At 51.2% G+C, this 16,309-nt stretch carries 16 protein-coding genes; all 16 read right to left on the bottom strand.

Annotated elements, in window-relative coordinates; genetic code table 11:
* Positions 1 to 26: 26 nt before the first annotated feature.
* The 16 genes from M1L66_RS16570 to M1L66_RS16495 all read right to left on the bottom strand — a co-directional run bounded on the left by M1L66_RS16570 (position 27) and on the right by M1L66_RS16495 (position 16,233).
* On the bottom strand, positions 27 to 1,352 hold the full coding sequence (locus M1L66_RS16570) for a hypothetical protein (RefSeq protein WP_434687160.1): 1,326 nt from the start codon (positions 1,350 to 1,352) through the stop codon (positions 27 to 29).
* 222 nt (positions 1,353 to 1,574) lie between these two features.
* The gene (hisIE, locus tag M1L66_RS16565) at positions 1,575 to 2,864 is read right to left on the bottom strand and encodes a bifunctional phosphoribosyl-AMP cyclohydrolase/phosphoribosyl-ATP diphosphatase HisIE (protein ID WP_434687158.1); all 1,290 of its coding nucleotides are present in this window, start codon (positions 2,862 to 2,864) and stop codon (positions 1,575 to 1,577) included.
* 52 nt (positions 2,865 to 2,916) lie between these two features.
* Positions 2,917 to 3,633, bottom strand: a complete 717-nt coding sequence (hisA, locus tag M1L66_RS16560; RefSeq protein WP_434687156.1) for a 1-(5-phosphoribosyl)-5-[(5-phosphoribosylamino)methylideneamino]imidazole-4-carboxamide isomerase — start codon at positions 3,631 to 3,633, stop codon at positions 2,917 to 2,919.
* On the bottom strand, positions 3,611 to 4,624 hold the full coding sequence (locus M1L66_RS16555; RefSeq protein WP_434687154.1) for a hypothetical protein: 1,014 nt from the start codon (positions 4,622 to 4,624) through the stop codon (positions 3,611 to 3,613). The genes hisA and M1L66_RS16555 overlap by 23 nt, the downstream gene beginning before the upstream one ends.
* 2 nt (positions 4,625 to 4,626) lie before the next feature.
* Positions 4,627 to 5,214, bottom strand: coding sequence for an imidazoleglycerol-phosphate dehydratase HisB (gene hisB / locus M1L66_RS16550; protein WP_434687152.1), 588 nt, complete (start codon positions 5,212 to 5,214; stop codon positions 4,627 to 4,629).
* Positions 5,215 to 5,257: 43 nt separating this feature from the next.
* A complete protein-coding gene (gene hisD / locus M1L66_RS16545; RefSeq protein ID WP_187022070.1) occupies positions 5,258 to 6,550 on the bottom strand; it encodes a histidinol dehydrogenase in 1,293 nt (430 codons plus the stop codon).
* Between the two features lie 34 nt (positions 6,551 to 6,584).
* A complete protein-coding gene (gene hisG / locus M1L66_RS16540) occupies positions 6,585 to 7,232 on the bottom strand; it encodes an ATP phosphoribosyltransferase (RefSeq protein WP_002604138.1) in 648 nt (215 codons plus the stop codon).
* An 8-nt stretch (positions 7,233 to 7,240) separates the two neighbouring features.
* A complete protein-coding gene (hisZ, locus tag M1L66_RS16535; protein ID WP_320954519.1) occupies positions 7,241 to 8,503 on the bottom strand; it encodes an ATP phosphoribosyltransferase regulatory subunit in 1,263 nt (420 codons plus the stop codon).
* Positions 8,504 to 8,596: 93 nt separating this feature from the next.
* Entirely contained in the window at positions 8,597 to 9,130 is a 534-nt protein-coding gene (locus tag M1L66_RS16530; protein WP_434687149.1) for a Holliday junction resolvase RecU, read from the bottom strand.
* Positions 9,131 to 9,133: 3 nt separating this feature from the next.
* Complete coding sequence (locus M1L66_RS16525) at positions 9,134 to 10,096, bottom strand: RluA family pseudouridine synthase (protein ID WP_434687147.1); 963 nt, start codon at positions 10,094 to 10,096, stop codon at positions 9,134 to 9,136.
* A 13-nt stretch (positions 10,097 to 10,109) separates the two neighbouring features.
* Complete coding sequence (locus M1L66_RS16520) at positions 10,110 to 10,688, bottom strand: O-linked GlcNAc transferase-like protein (RefSeq protein ID WP_117631693.1); 579 nt, start codon at positions 10,686 to 10,688, stop codon at positions 10,110 to 10,112.
* A gap of 40 nt (positions 10,689 to 10,728) precedes the next feature.
* The gene (locus M1L66_RS16515; RefSeq protein WP_002604143.1) at positions 10,729 to 11,487 is read right to left on the bottom strand and encodes an SDR family NAD(P)-dependent oxidoreductase; all 759 of its coding nucleotides are present in this window, start codon (positions 11,485 to 11,487) and stop codon (positions 10,729 to 10,731) included.
* Positions 11,488 to 11,508: 21 nt separating this feature from the next.
* Entirely contained in the window at positions 11,509 to 13,482 is a 1,974-nt protein-coding gene (locus M1L66_RS16510; RefSeq protein ID WP_187022075.1) for a YgiQ family radical SAM protein, read from the bottom strand.
* Positions 13,479 to 14,147, bottom strand: a complete 669-nt coding sequence (locus tag M1L66_RS16505; protein ID WP_187022214.1) for an HAD family hydrolase — start codon at positions 14,145 to 14,147, stop codon at positions 13,479 to 13,481. The genes M1L66_RS16510 and M1L66_RS16505 overlap by 4 nt, the downstream gene beginning before the upstream one ends.
* 2 nt (positions 14,148 to 14,149) lie before the next feature.
* Positions 14,150 to 14,887, bottom strand: a complete 738-nt coding sequence (locus M1L66_RS16500) for a pseudouridine synthase (protein ID WP_434687144.1) — start codon at positions 14,885 to 14,887, stop codon at positions 14,150 to 14,152.
* Positions 14,887 to 16,233, bottom strand: coding sequence for an RsmF rRNA methyltransferase first C-terminal domain-containing protein (locus M1L66_RS16495; RefSeq protein WP_434694267.1), 1,347 nt, complete (start codon positions 16,231 to 16,233; stop codon positions 14,887 to 14,889). Before M1L66_RS16495 ends, M1L66_RS16500 begins: the two co-directional genes overlap by 1 nt.
* Between the last annotated feature and the right edge of the window lie 76 nt (positions 16,234 to 16,309).

Here is a 16,309-nt window from a genome sequence, read left to right as displayed (position 1 = left end):
CCCCTATTATGTGTTTCCTGTCCTGGCTAATCCCGCCTGCTGTCCGCTAATTCCGCCCTCACAGCTTCCGGAAATACATAGTCCCATGAAAGCTGCAAAGCAGGGTTATCCAGCATGTCGCGATAGGGGGCAATTTCATTTTCCCACTGTTCCTTCGTACAGGGACCACCGTCCATCGTATAGGTATTCTTGTCAGGGTCGCCATCCACCGCAAATTCCACGAGGAAATCACGGGATTCGGAATCGATAAGGAAACCGTCAAAATCCAGTCTTCGATAGTAATAGCAGTCGTAGCTGAGACCGGTTGCCTTATAACCAATCATTCCGCCGTCCTTCAATGGAGTCAAAGGCCTGGCATATCTGTCAGAGCTTCGGAGCAGGGCGAGCTTTCCGCTGCGGCACGTATAGATATTATAGAAATAACCGCCCACGATATGCAGCTCCGGGTCCCCGTCTCCATTGCAGTCTCCGAAGGCATAAACGGCATTCCCATCTCCCATTGGATAGTCGGCCGTAGCCGTAAGGGAATACATGGTATCATCCTTTAAAAGTTCGCGGTACAGGCTGACTGCGGTTTCAGGAGAAGTCTGCCGGGAATGGAGTTCTTCTTCGCTGGCTGCCGCTGTCTCAGGGCTTACTACTGCCTTTTCATATAAGTCAGCCAGCTCCTCCGGCGTATAGACGAATTCGATCACATCTGTCATAAGGATTTGATCCCTGAGACGGTCGTAGCGATAGCAGACTCCATCTATAAGAATACCTTCTGTCAGCGTCTGCTCCAGTATGTCAGTCTCTCCTATGATGATGGGAGGAACGCAGTAATCTTCCTCCAGGCTGGTATAATAAATAAAGTGACTGGTGAAAAAATAATTGCTCTCCATGCGACCGGTCTCACCATAAAGAACCAGTCGGTACCGGTATATTTCCCCCCCTTTATCCGTATAACGGGTAATGGTTCCGCCCTCCGTGCTGAGATCCACCAAATCTCTTGTACTGCCTTTGATATTGATGACAAACGAATCGGTTGGCTCATCGTAATAGACGCTGGATCGGTATTGGCTCATAAAGGTGCTGATCTGTTCGGCAATCTTGCCGCAGGTGTCGTGAATGGAGGGCTGGTTGGCGGATGATGACTCTGATGGTTCAAAAGTTTCTGATGATTCAGATGGTTCTAATAATTCAGATGGTTCCGATATCACATAATTGTCTGTGGTCACGGGCATAGTGGCAGACATGCTTTCTGTCTGTAAAGTTTCCTCTCCCATCCTCGGAGCATGTCTGCACGATATAAGTAAGATGGAGACCAACGGAAACAGAAAACAGGCCAGTACATGCTTTCTTCTTCGTGACATTCTATTCTCACCTGCTCTTTCTGCATTTTGCTCTCACAATAACAGTATCATATCCCACATAAAAAGTCACTGTTTACATGAGCAGATTTTATCTTTGCAGCCCCCATTTTTCACTAAAAAATCCTTTAAAAGAAAATAAAATTTATCTTCTCTCAAAGGATTTTCTATAAAGATTAACATAAAAATGTTATGTTAACTCATTTTCTCTATCTTATTTATTATTTACCTGTTTGCCAGCTCCCGCGTAATATCTTCCCAGGTTACCCCCTTATCCGCCATCAATACCATCATGTGGTACAGGAAGTCGGAAATCTCATACTTCACTTCCTCCGGATCAGGATTTTTAGCCGCAATCACAATCTCCGTCGCCTCCTCGCCCAGCTTCTTCAGGATCTTATCGATTCCCTTGTCAAACAGATAATTAGTATAGGACCCCTCCTTCGGATTCTCCTTGCGGTCGAGAATAATGGCGAAAACGTCTTCGAATACCTTTAAAGGATTCGTTTCCTGATACTCCTTCTTCACCAACGTTTGGAAAAAGCAGCTGCGCGCTCCCGTATGGCAGGCAGCGCCGATCTGATTGACCTTTGCCAACAGGGTATCATTGTCGCAGTCTAAGGAGAGAGACTTCACATACTGGTAATGGCCGGAGGTCTCCCCCTTCAGCCAGAGACTCTGGCGGCTTCTGCTGAAATACGCCATGAGGCCGCTGTGAAGCGTCGTCTCAAAGGCTTCCTGATTCATATAGGCCATCATAAGGACCTCGGAGGTCCGATAATCCTGGACGATCACAGGGATCAGTCCGTCAGAGTTCAGCTTAAAGTCTTCCCATGCCACCGCGCTTTCAAAGGTATCGACTGCAACGCCGTTCTTTTTTAGCTGCTGCTTTAATTCCATACAGGAGGGTGATTTTCCGGTCATAGAACCAATGACGCCGGATACACGGCCAGAGGCCATCAGGCCGGCAAGCGTCACAGAGTCAGGCTGGTCTGACGAGAGGATAAATCTCTCCTCCTTCTCCTCCATCTGTGCAATTTCTTCCTGTGAATGGCAGACAGATCCGAGAATCATGACGGAAGCTCCCAGCTGACTGTATTCCTCCGTCCGGTCAAGATAAGAGAAATCCGGCAGCCAGGCGTAGATCTTATCATCACCGAACCGATCGGAAGCCTCCTTCATCATATCTACATTTTCATCAACGTCCACATTGAGGAATACGGCCTTTGCGCCTGCATAGAGATACTTTTTCACATCCTCGAGCCTCCGGACCCGTCCGCCGGTAATCACCGGCACATCGGCTGTCCGTGCAATCTCCTTGATCAAACCGATGGAACGCTCGTGATCTTCATCTGTTTCGGACATATCATAGAGGAACAGTTCATCGGCTCCGCTGTCACCGTAATACCGGGAAAGAGCGAGAACGTTGTCCTCACAGCAGTCCGTGCCCCACAGCAGGACTGCCTTTCCCTCGCGGATACCGAATCCGGGAATCACCTTTTTATATTCTTTCATAACGATAGTCTCCTCGTATAATAAGTTTATATAAATAGTTACGCAGTATCCGTCATTCGAATGCTTCCACTGCTTCTTTCAGATTGATTCTGTTTTCATACAGAGCTTTTCCAATAATGGCGCCCTTTACACCAGCTTCATGAAGCCGTTTTAAATCATCCATGGAGGACATACCGCCGGATGCGATGATATCTATGCCAGTCTCCCTGGTAAGGGCCTTTGTAGCCTCCACGTTGGGGCCTGTGAGCATGCCATCTCTGGAGATATCAGTATAAACTACATGACGAACACCGTACTCCTTCATCTGTCCGCATAAGTCCGAGGCGGTTATTTCGCTGAGCTTCTCCCAGCCCTCGACGGCTACCAGGTCGTTCTTTGCATCCACACCGGCAACAATCCGGTCTGCGCCGAAATTTATCACCGCATCCCGGAGAAACAGCGGATTTTCTACCGCCCTGGTGCCGATGATCACCCGGCTCACGCCTAAGTTCAGCATACGCTCAATGGCTGCCTCTGTCCGGATGCCGCCTCCGATCTCCACAGGCATGGAGACGGCGGAAACGATCCGCCGGATAGTCTCTTCATTAACCGAATAACCGGCCAGAGCGCCATCCAGATCCACCAGATGTAAAAAAGTGGCGCCCTGTGATTCCCAGTATGCGGCCACCTTTTCCGGTGAATCGGAATAGACGGTGATTTCTTTAAACTTTCCCTGCTTTAAGCGGACACACTGTCCGTTCTTCATGTCAATTGCCGGATATAACTGCATCCTGTTCTCCTTCTCTCTTTGCATCTTTAATCAGTTCTTCCAGTACATGTTCTAATGGGATTAACCATGGAACCCGATCAAGCTTTTTGTGACGGGAAGACAGAATAATATGGGTCTTATCATCGGCGGTAACCGCCATGAAGAAACCTCCTGTCTCCTTAAAATAGGCAATTCGTTTATAAGGAATGATATCAAACTGATAATTTCCCGTTATTACAAAGTCGGCTGTCAGGTAAATGCGGGAACGGGGTTTAAATTCCGAGGCGCCTGCAAGCTGCTGTACAGCAGCTTGTATTTCTTTTTCACTTAGGAGAGACAATTTTCGATACTCCCATTTTTTCTGTATCAGATAGCGCCAGCATGTGGAAACGCCCATCACGAGAAGCACGGCCGGAAGAATGTATACCAAAAATGTTGCATACCACGGAAGCTTTTTTACCCATGTCAGCTCTGCAGTGTCCAGATAGCATGTCGCTACTGTCTCTTTAAACTCATATAGTTCTATGGAATCCAGTCCCCACATGGCCTGATAGGATTCCAGCGCATAGTCGTAAAGATATGCGATTTCAATGGCCGCAGAATGCCCGCGTAAGGTAACCGGTTCCGGACTGGCCGCAGTATCGAAATTTTGGGTGTACTCCAGAAGTGCCTGACACGACTCCGGAAGCTCTCCTCTGAAAAGAAGTATGACAGGCTCCATCATTATTCCGTATCCCCAGTAAAAATTCAGCTCGTCGTTCTGGGTGCTGGCAAACGGTCCTGCCAGCATCTGGATCTGGACAGAACAATCCTTACTTTTTTTAAATGCGTCAAAAGGTTCCGGAGTCGTATTCGCGGTATGGATTTTATCATACCGAGCCAGCAGCAAAAAGGCTATAATCATACCAGCACCGGCAGCTATACATGCAATCCCCGTGAGAAGGCGTCCGATCCGAAATCGCAGCCGCAGGAACCGTCTTATGCCCTCCTTCTCCTTGAATTGATCTACCATAGTCACAGCATACCTTTCGTGGATAGTACGTCGATGATTCTGGAATCTGTCTGCGTTGCCTCATCAAGGGCCTTAGCAAATGCCTTAAACATGCCCTCGATGATGTGGTGGTTGTTTTCTCCTGACAGCTTTCTGATATGTAGGTTCATTTCCGCCGTGTAGGAAATGGCATAGAAAAACTCCTTCACCATCTCCGTCTCCATCTGTCCCACGCGCTCAGCCGTGAAGACGGCGTCGAAAACAAAGTAGGGGCGGCCCGATAAATCAATGGCACAGAGTATCAGGGACTCATCCATGGGAAGAATCATGTTTCCGTACCGTTTTAACGATTTTTTATCTCCAACCGCCTCTTTAATGGCGGAGCCAAGCACGATGCCCGTATCTTCAATCGTATGGTGGGTATCTACCTCTAAATCCCCCTTTACTTCCACTTCCAGATCAAACAGGCCGTGACGGGCGAAGCTGCACAGCATATGATCAAAGAATCCGATTCCAGTCCGGACTGCGGCTTTGCCCGTTCCATCCAGATTCAGCTTCAGGCGGATATCCGTCTCGTTTGTCACTCTCGCTATTTCCGCTGTTCTTTCCATATCCTAGTCCTCTCTTGTCTCAATACCAGTATTGGCGGTATCTCTACTTTTCAAATCTGACCCTGACAGAATTGGCGTGTGCGGTCAGCTGTTCTGCCTCTGCAAAAGCCTCGATATCCTCATGAATGGCCTCCAGAGCGTCTTTGGAATAGTAAATGATGCTGGATTTCTTCACGAAGTCATCTACGTTCAGCGGGGAGAAGAACTTTGCCGTTCCGTTGGTCGGAAGCACGTGGTTCGGGCCTGCGAAGTAGTCGCCAAGAGGCTCAGAACTGTATTCCCCGATGAAGATGGCTCCCGCATTTTTCACACGAGTCATGTCTTCAAATGGGTTCTTCGTCACGATCTCCAAATGCTCCGGAGCGATCTCATTGACCGTTTCCAGGGCGTCTGCCATGGTGTCTGCCACCAGGATGTAGCCGTAATTATCCAGCGATTTCTGAATGATCTCTGAGCGGGAAAGCTCCTTTGTGAACCGCTTCGCCTCTTCCGATACCTTCTTTGCCAGGTCCATGCTGGTGGTAACCAGAATGGCAGAGGCCAGTTCATCGTGTTCCGCCTGAGATAAGAGATCCGCCGCTACAAAACGGGGATTGGCACTCTCATCGGCCAGGACCAGAATTTCGCTGGGACCGGCGATGCTGTCGATGCTGACATGGCCGTATACCGCCTTCTTGGCCAGCGCCACGAAGATATTGCCGGGGCCTACGATCTTATTGACCCGCGGGATGGATTCGGTACCAAACGCCAGTGCCGCGATGGCCTGGGCGCCGCCCACTTTATAGACCTCGGTCGCCCCTGCAAGATGCGCCGCGGTGAGGGTCACAGGATTGACCTTTCCGTCTCTGCCCGGGGGGGTTACCATGACGATCTTCTCGACTCCGGCCACCTCGGCGGGAATGATGTTCATGAGAACGGAGGACGGATAAGCCGCCTTGCCGCCGGGAACGTAGACGCCGACACTGGAAAGCGCTGTGATCTTCTGGCCCAGTATCGTTCCATCCGGCTTGCTGTCAAACCAGCTGTACGTCTTCTGCTTCTCGTGAAAGGCCCGGATATTCTTCATGGAGCGCTTCATGACCTCCAAAAGTCCCGGTTCCACCTCTCTCATGGCCTCTTCAATCTCCTCTTTTGTCACCCGGATGGTGGTGGCGTCTATCACGGCATGGTCAAACTGCTCTGTATAGGAAAATACGGCCGCGTCGCGGTCACGTTTTACTGTGTCCACGATCTCCTGGACCGTATCTGAATAGGCGGTATAATTGTTCGGATCACGCTTTAATAAGTCTGCGAGAATATCCTTTTTGGAAGTTTCGTCTAACGCAACAATTCTCATTTATTTTCCTCCTTGTAGTGAGCGTTTTAAAACATCAGCCCATCGACTGCATTAAATTCCTCAAATCATGGATCAGACGGGTAATCCGGTCGTTTTCCCGCTTCATGCTGACCTGGTTGACTACCATGCGGGCAGACAGCGGACAGATCTCTTCCAGCACAGTTAAGCCGTTTTCCTTGAGCGTCGTGCCCGTCTCCACAATGTCCACGATGACCTCGGAGAGGCCGACGATGGGGGCAAGCTCAATGGAGCCGTTCAGCTTGATAATCTCCACGGTCTGGTGCTTTTTATTGTAAAAGTAATCCTTTGCAATGGCCGGATATTTGGTGGCCACACGGATTCTCTCGTGATGCTTTAACAGCTCTTCTGCCTCTTTCGGTCCGCAGACACACATACGGCAGTTACCCAGCCCTAAGTTCATCACCTCATAGAGCTTCCGGCCCTCTTCCAGGATGGTGTCCTTTCCGACCACGCCGATGTCGGCGGCGCCGTACTCCACGTAGGTCGGCACATCGCTTGCCTTGGCCAGGAAGAAACGCATCCCCAGCTCCTCGTTTGTAAAGATCAGCTTCCGGGAACTCTTATCCCGCATCTCTTCACATGTGATTCCGATTTTTTCCAGCAGATCCAGCGACTGTTCTGCCAAACGGCCCTTTGCCAGGGCAAATGTCAAATATCTCATGTCATCCCTCATTTTAAGTATTCGGACAGAGGTATCTCGTCCATCCGGTCTAAGTTCAAGTTCACGATCTTTACGGAAAAGCCCTTCTCATCTAAGTACAGCAGGTTCGTAATGGTGGTGCGCCCCGCATAGGCTTTATACGCTTCCAGCGTCTTGTCCGCCTTCTTAAGCTGAAGCTGCACCGGCATGGAGGTATCGCGGAAGTGCTTCGCAAGCTGGATCGCCTGCTCTCTGGATTCCGGCTCGAAGAGAATCATGGTATTGACTACCCGGACCGGCGTATCGATCTTCTGTCTGGATAAAGCCAGCATCAGATCATCGACGGAGATTCCGAAGCCCACGGCCGGTGCATCCTTTCCGAACTGGACGAGAAGCTTGTCGTACCGCCCGCCGTTTACGATGTAATCTCCGGTTCCATAAGTATAGGCCTTGAAAATGATTCCGGTGTAATACTGGTACTGGCTCAGCATTCCAAGGTCATACGAAACGTATTCCGACAAATCGTAATATTCCAGAATCCGATTCACCTCTTCCAGACGGTCAATCGCCCGTAAGGCCCGCGGGTTTTTCGTAAACTCTCTGGCGGCCTGGATCGCCTCCAGGGAACCAAACAGTTCAGGAAGCTTTAGAAAAGCATCCTTTAATTCCTGTGGAATAGGCTGTTCCATCACCAGCTCCTCCACGCCGAAATAATTCTTGTTCTCGATCAGCTCACGAAGCTTCTCCTCCATCTCCTCGTCCATGCCGGCTTCCTCTAGAAGGCCGCGGAAGAAATCGACCTCTCCCAGCTCCACCTGGAATTCCGTGAGGCCAGCCGCCTTCAGAGCCCGGATAACCATGGCGAGTATTTCCGCATCCGCGTCGGACGAGTCGTCGCCGATCAGTTCCACACCGGTCTGGGCCGCTTCCTTGAGCCGTCCCTGGTAGCTGGTGTTATTGATAAAGGTCCGCTCCAAATAGCAGAGCCGCAAAGGCATATCCTCTTCTGTAAAATACTTCGTCACACATCTGGCGATCGCCGGCGTCTCATCGGGCCGGAGCACCAGGGTATGGTTGTCCCTGTCGAAAAACTTAAACATCTCTTTCGCTTTAACGCTTCCGCGGGATTCATTAAAGATATCAAAGAATTCAAAGGTCGGCGTTTCAATGTCCTGATATCCATACAGATGGAATATCTCTAAGATCCTGTTCTGGATGGCTGCCTTTCGGGTGCATTCCACTCCGTAGATGTCCCGGACGCCATCCGGTGTATGTAATAATTTGTTTGCCATAGCTTCCTCCGAACGTTGCTGCATACTGCTTTCATATGGTAAAGCGCTACCATGATAACGTGTAGTTTATTATAAGGGACACTGCCCGACTTGTCAATCTCTTCTGTCCAAATCTTTCTGAATCATCTCCAGATAGTGGACAAAGATATCCCGGCAGCTGCGTATCTGCCAGGACTTATCCACTTCCTCATAGGTGAAGCTTTTGCGCCCGCCCTCCTCCATTCGAGTCCAGAAACGAAGGATTTCGTCAAACGGAAGATAATATATCTCATTTTTTACCGTATAGGACAGGATGATGAAGGAAATGCCTCCCTGCTCCTCGAATTCACGCATAAAGGCAATCTGATGCGGGTGGATATTGTGCAGGGGAAACGTTTCCACGGCGCACTCCTTGGCGTCAAAACAGACGGGAATCCCCTGTACGGCCCCGATGTAGTCTACCGTACTCTTCTGATCGAAATAAGCCAGCGTGATGTGGCGGCTCTCCTTATCGATGGAGATGGGGGTGATCGGGGTCGGCACCTTCTGGATCAGGGCCAGCTTCTTCTCACGGTAGCTGTCGTTGCTGCGGTTGATTAAGTCTTCCAGTGTGGAGCCTCTTAAGCCCCTTGTGTTCCATGTTCCCATAGCCTAACTCCAATCCCGGCAGATTTTCCGGAAGGTCTGCGGGAGCGGCGCTGAAAAGGTTTTGCCGGAAAGACCGGTCAGCGGTTCCGGCAGTTGCGGAAATGTCACCGTACAGGAATGAAGCATCTGGGAACGGATATTCCAGCGCTTTTTCGCCTCTTCATTGACCGCGCTGTCGCCGTATTTGTAGTCCCCAAGAATGGGATGGCCGATAGAGGCCAGATGCGCCCGGATCTGATGGGTCCGCCCTGTAATCAGCTTGACGCTTAACAGCGTGCAGTCCTCCGCCCAGCCGAGCGGTTCATATTCCGTCATAATGGGAACGCTTCCCGCCGTTTCCGTTGTGGTGACGGTCACCTGGTTCGTGGCCTCGTCCTTTTTAAGAAATCCGGTAATGACCTGTTTTTCCGTCACACGGCCCTTTACCACGCACCGGTAGTATTTATGCAGGCTTCTGTCTTTGAAGACCGCGGACATAATCTGAAGGCCCGGCAGAGACTTGCCGGCGACGACGAGGCCGCTGGTGTTTCTGTCCAGGCGGTTGCAGACGGATGGGCGGAAGCTACAGAGCTGTTCTGTGGATAACTGTCCGCTGGATATGAGGTAATCGATGATGTATTCCACCAGGGATTCATCGGTGTCCTTCGCTTTCTGGGAAAGCATTCCCGAAGGCTTGTTGACGAGAAGAATATGGTCATCCTCATAAATGATATGCAGATTCACCTTTTTGACCTCCTGGAGCGTATGAGAGGAAAACTTCTCAATGGTCTCCTCGGAGAAGAACAGCTTGACCTCGTCTCCCTGGACAAGCTTCTCCGAGCCATCGCATTTTTTCCCATTCAGCGTGATGTTCTTCTTGCGCATCATCTTATAGAGAAATCCCTTACTGGCCAGATTTAAGTATTTGGCCAGCAGCTTGTCGAGCCGCTGACCCGATTCATTTTCAGAAACAATGAGAGAACGCATCTTTCAATTCCCCTTACATGGATAGATTTTTAAGCAGCTGGAGCGTGTAGTCCACACTGCCGTCATCCTCGTATTCTTCCGCCGGCTTCAGGCTCTCCATCCGGTGGAAAAATGCCTTTTCATCGAGAATGATCTTCACGCTAAGATCCAGCTTGTGTCCCGCAAACATCTCTTTTAAGAATTTCTCCGCTTTTGCAGTGTCCAGCTTCGGCGAGGTACAGTATAGGAATACGCCGCTGGGATGGACAATGGCTGCATCCGCCGGGATGATAGCGTCTCTGGTGGTGATGATTAAGTCGTAGAGAATGGAAAAACGTCCCTCATACCCTGCCGCTCTCCGGTGAAAGTCCTCGGAGGGCGTCTTATAACGCCAGGCCGCGAGAAGCGGTGAGGCCACGTTGGCCGTGGGAAGAACGGAAAGGATGGCCATGACCGTCAGAATATTCTTCCAGGCCGTGTTGTCCACAAAATATCTTGCGATCAGCTGGGCGATAATCATGGCTGCTCCGAAGGCGACTTTGCCTGTCTCCACTTTCTTATGATGGTTCCGGTATCCGTACTGCCCCTTGTTGTATTTTTTCACAGTTGTCATTCCTTTTTTATCGGTATAGTATTGATTCAATCCCCGTTTGTTATAGCGCCTTCATGATCCTTAAGATCATGCCGTGAGGCAGAACCTTGCAGAGCAGATGAAATGCCTTCATGGTAATGCCGTAGACCGACACGGTCCGTCCCATCATATTGTCGCGGATCGCTTTCTTTACTACGCGCTTTGGATCCGCCATGACGATCCTCTTATAGACCGGAATCTCGCCCGTGGTCTCCGCAATATCGAAGAATTCCGTCTTGACTGGTCCGGGGCATACTGCGGTCACATAGATGCCGCGCGGTTTTAACTCCTCGTTAAGCGCCCGGCTGTAGCTGAGTACGAAGGACTTCGTGGCTGCGTAGATGGCAAAATCCGGCTGCGGAAGAAATGCCGCCGAGGAAGCCAGCTGAATGATGCGGCTGTTCCCGGAGAGGTAGGGAAGCACCATATGCGTGACCACGCAGAGCGCTTTGCAGTTTAAATCCACCATACCGGCTTCATCGGCAAGATTTAAAGAACCTACCGGTCCAATCTTTCCGAAGCCCGCCGAGTTGATCAGCCATTTGACATCGGGGTGTTCTTCCTCCAGCGTGCACTGAAAATCCATCAGTTCCTTATGGTCTGTTAAATCCACGGCGAAGATGCGCAAACGCACTGGAACCGTGGATACCAGCTCCTTCAGCCGGTCTTCGCGTCTGGCGATAACCCAGATTTCATCGATTCCGTTAAAACGGTCCGCCAGCTGCCTGACAAATTCTCTGCCCATTCCTGAGGAGGCCCCTGTTACAACTGCAATCTTCATTTGAATCCCTTCTTTTCTCTTTTATTTTTTAACCTTTTTATGAACGTTTCTTATGGTCTTTTTCTTTCCCGCCGTTTTGTCGTCCCGCTGCTTTGCAGCCGGATAACCGCCTGATGGCTGCCCATTCCCTGGTCTTCTGCCACTTGCTGGCTGCCCATTCCCCGGCCTTTTCCCGCCGGCAGACTGTCCGCCGCCGGAAAATCTGGGACGAATCAGACATTTTTTGTCGTATCCGATTAAGTCAGTGCGTCCGGCTTTCTTCAGCGCTTCCTCCACCAGTTCGTAATTCTTTGGGTTTCGGTACTGGATGAGCGCTCTCTGCATGGCCTTTTCATGCGGATTCGTGGGGACATAGACCTTTTCCATGGTGCGCGGATCGTATCCGGTGTAGTACATGCAGGTGGAGATGGTGGACGGCGTCGGATAGAAATCCTGCACCTGTTCCGGCATGTATCCCAGATCCCGCAAGTACTCGGCCAGTTCGATGGCCTCGGGCAGGCCGGAGCCTGGATGGGAGGACATCAGATACGGGACGAGATACTGCTTCATGCCAAGCTGTGCGTTCATATCCTTATATTCTTTGACAAACTGTCGGTACACCTTATTTTGCGGCTTGCCCATGCGGCTTAGCACCTTGTCCGCCACGTGCTCCGGGGCTACCTTTAACTGGCCGCTGATATGGTACTGGCACAGTTCCTTTAAAAACTTCCGGCTGGGGTCTGCCAGCACGTAGTCAAACCGGATTCCTGAACGGATAAAGACCTTTTTCACCTTTGGCAGAGAGCGAAGCTTCCGGAGCAGTTCAATATAATCCGAGTGATCTGCCTTTAAATTCCTGCACGGTTCCGGGAACAGGCACTGGCGGTTCGGACATGCGCCTTTGGTCAGCTGTTTCTCGCAGGCAGGCGAACGGAAATCAGCGGTGGGGCCGCCCACATCGTGGATATAGCCCTTAAAGTCCGGTTCTTCGGTCAGAAGCTTTGCCTCAGCCACCAGCGAATCATGGCTTCTCACCTGAATGATCCGTCCCTGATGGAAAGTCAGTGCGCAGAAGCTGCATGCGCCGAAACAGCCGCGGTTGCTGATGAGGCTGAATTTGATCTCCCGAATGGCCGGAACACCGCCCTCCTCTTCGTAGGACGGGTGATAGTTCCTCATATACGGAAGGTCGTAAACCTCATCCATCTCCTCGGTGGTTAATGGCTTGGAAGGCGGATTCTGAACGACGTAGCAATTGTCCTGGTACGGTTCCACCAGACGTTTCCCTGTAAATGGATCCGTGTTGCTGTACTGGATATAATAGCTCCTGGCGTATTCTTGTCTTTCCTCTTTCATGGCGCCGTAGGATGGCAGAGTCAGCGCGTCGTAGACGCTGTCCAGGCTGCTGGTCTTGTATACCGTTCCGTCTATGAAGGTAATGTCTTTGATATCGATTCCGCTGTTTAATGCGTCTGCAATCTCGACGACGGACCGCTCTCCCATTCCGTAGGAGATTAAATCAGCCTGGGAGTCGATCAGGATCGAATGCTTTAACCGGTCAGACCAGTAATCGTAATGGGCCAGCCGCCTTAAGCTGGCTTCGATGCCGCCGATGATGATGGGAACCCGTTTGTAGACGCTGCGGATCAGGTTGCAGTAGACGACCGTCGCGTAATCGGGCCGCTTTCCCATAACGCCGCCCGGCGTGTAGGAATCCTTAAGTCTCCGCTTTTTGGAAACGGAATAGTGGTTTACCATGGAGTCCATATTTCCGCCGGATACGAAGAAGCCCAACCGGGGCTCTCCCAGCACCCGGATACTCTCCGGATCTTTCCAGTCCGGCTGGGCGATGATCCCCACCTTGTAGCCGTGCGCCTCCAGAAGCCGGGTTATGATGGCGTGTCCGAAGGAGGGGTGGTCCACATAGGCGTCACCGCTCACATAGACAAAGTCACATTGGTTCCAGCCGCGGATATTCATATCGGCGCGGTTCATTGGCAGGTAATCGTGTATCATATTGCAGCTCCATTTCTGTTTATAATATCGTAATAATCGCGGATAAAGTAGTCGGCCAGACTCTTCTTCTCCGCTTCCATATGCCTGGAAAATTCGTCATCCACAGCACAGACCGTCATGCCGGCCCGTTTCCCGGCCAGTATTCCGGCGGGTACGTCTTCGAAGACAAGGCATTTACCAGGGGTTACACCCAGACGGCCAGCTACATTCAGATAGATGTCGGGCGCCGGTTTTCCGGCTGCCACCTCGCAGGCGGTGGCGATTACTTGAAAATAGTCTCCGATCTTCAAAGTATCGATGACTGCGTCTACCATCTCTCTTCCATTGCTGGTGGCAATGCCGGCTGCGATGCCGCGGGACTTCAAATGGTTGAGAAATTCACGGGCGCCGGCCTTTAACGGCACCTGATGGCGGTATTTCTCAATGGACATCTCCCGCCAGATGGCTTTGATGTCTTCGATGGATTCCCTCAGTCCGAACCGGTCCTTGAAATAGACGGCGGTCTCGGAAAAACTCATTCCCTCGATCTCCTTCTGCAGCTCCGGAGGACAGTCGTGTCCATAGTTTTTAAGGAACTCAATGTCGATATCCTTCCACATCCACATGGAGTCCACAAGCGTTCCATCCAGGTCGAATATGACCGCTTTTGTCTCTTCTATCATCATCATTACTCCTGATTTGTCTTTTTTAGCAGTTCCAGTTCCTCATGGGTCAGCGGCCGGTACTCTCCCGGCTTCAGTGCCTCATCGAGCACGAGCATCCCCATGGATAACCTCTTTAAGTATACCACATGACACCCCAGTGTTTCAAACATCCGTTTTACCTGATGGAATTTTCCTTCATGAATCGTAAGGCGGATCTCAGACAGCTCACTTAAGTCCCCTCTATGAATGACTTCCAAATCAGCAGGGAGCGTTTCCGTTCCGTCTGAGAGAACCAGGCCCTCCGCCATACGGTCTTTCGCGTCTTCTGGAAGCATTCCCTCTATTTTGGCGTAGTAGACCTTGTCCACGTGCTTTTTCGGCGAGAGCAGGCGGTGGGTTAAATCTCCGTCATTGGTTAAGAGGAGCAGCCCCTCTGTGTCGATATCGAGGCGGCCCACAGGAAATAAATCATCCCGTTTCCTGTCGGTGATCAGATCCACCACCGTCTCATGCAGCCTGTCTTCCGTCGCAGAGACGACGCCCTGCGGTTTATGGAGCATATAGTATTCATATTCCACATAGGACACGTTCCGTCCATCTACGGCAACCGTGTCGGAGGAGGGAGAAATCTTACGCTCACTCTTCTTCTCCGTTATACCGTTTACAGCGATGCGCCCCTTTCGGGCCATCTCTTTGATCTGGCTTCTCGTTCCCTCGCCCATCTCCGTTAAATATTTGTCCAGCCTAATGGTATCCTTCATCACTGCCACCGCCATCCCGGATAGTATTTGTTCTTGAGCGCCATGCCCGTTCCCTTGGCAAACCCCAGGGGATAGCCGTCCACGCAGACGAGGCACCAGCCCTTGACCGGCCCTTCCTCCGGCGTCAGGGAGATCGTTTCTCCCTTTAAATACCGGATGACGCGGTCATCCTCCTTTTTCCAGGAGATAGTCTGCCTAAATTCTTCTGCATGAAGGGTCATGGCAAGAGCCTGTCCAGGCTCAAAGCGTTTGTTCTTCAGTTCGCCCAGGAGAAGCCCCGTTCTCAGATAACGGAGTTCCTTTGCCGGAACAAAGTTTTCCGGCAGATAGTAGACAGAATCATTTTTAATCATGATTCTGGAACCATCGAATTCCCGGTTCATAAGGGCGAGAAAATCCGTAAGCTCCGTTGGAAGGGCTGAGGCCTTTTTCCCCTGCGGCTCCATCCTGGAACGTTCGCGGATGCCTGCAGCCGTCCTCTGCGCTCCACCGCCATTTTTCCGCAGCAGGGATATGAAATGCCCCTCGCCCTTTATCTTATGAGGAAACAGACGGATACAGCCGTCGAGGCCGATTCCGCCCGATGCGCCTTCAAACAGAGGGAGCCTGATCAGTTCCATCTCCTGGTGGTTCTCCAGAATATGGAAGATAATCTCCTCATCCTCGCAGCGTGAAAAGGTGCAGGTAGAGTAAAGCAGCAGGCCGCCTGGAGCCAGCATGCGGACCGCCTGGTCCGTGATCTCCTTCTGGATTTCACTGTAGTACTCCGGTCCGCGCTCCTCATAGCTTTTCACCATATCATCGTCCTTGCGGAACATCCCTTCCCCGGAACACGGCGCGTCGATCAGAATCTTATCGAACCACGGGCCGAATACATCGGCCAGCTTATCGGGAGTCTCGCTGGTGACACAGATGTTGGAAATCCCCCAGAGCTCCAGGTTTTTAAGCAGCGCTTTCGCCCTCGAATTGCTGATGTCGTTGGAGATAAGGACGCCTTTTCCAGCCAGCTTAACACCCAGCTCCGTGCTCTTCCCTCCGGGCGCCCCGCACAAATCCAGGACCCGGTCTCCCGGCTCCACCGGAAGAAGCATGGCCGGAGTCATGGCGCTGGGCTCCTGCAGGTAATAGAGTCCGGCGTAATAATAGGGATCCTTGGCCGGACGTTCCGTCCCCTCGTAATAAAATCCGTTTGGAATCCAGGGAACCGGCTTTAAATCCCAGGAAACCAGCTCAGGAAATGCTTCCGGCGTGACCTTTGCCGTATTGACCCGCAGTCCATACAGCCGTTCCTCGTCGAAGCTTTTTAGATAGGCGGAAAATTCCTCTTCCCCCAGTAAGTCTCTCATTCTGTTTAAATACTCTTCGGAAAGTTTCAATTCGCTCACGTGTGTAACTCCTGCCTTTCTCTATGGCAATCTTAAT

The sequence above is a fragment of the Hungatella sp. SB206 genome (genome assembly GCF_051132295.1).
Classification (GTDB): Bacteria; Bacillota; Clostridia; order Lachnospirales; family Lachnospiraceae; genus Hungatella; species Hungatella effluvii.
This window is presented reverse-complemented; position numbering and strand designations above follow the sequence as displayed.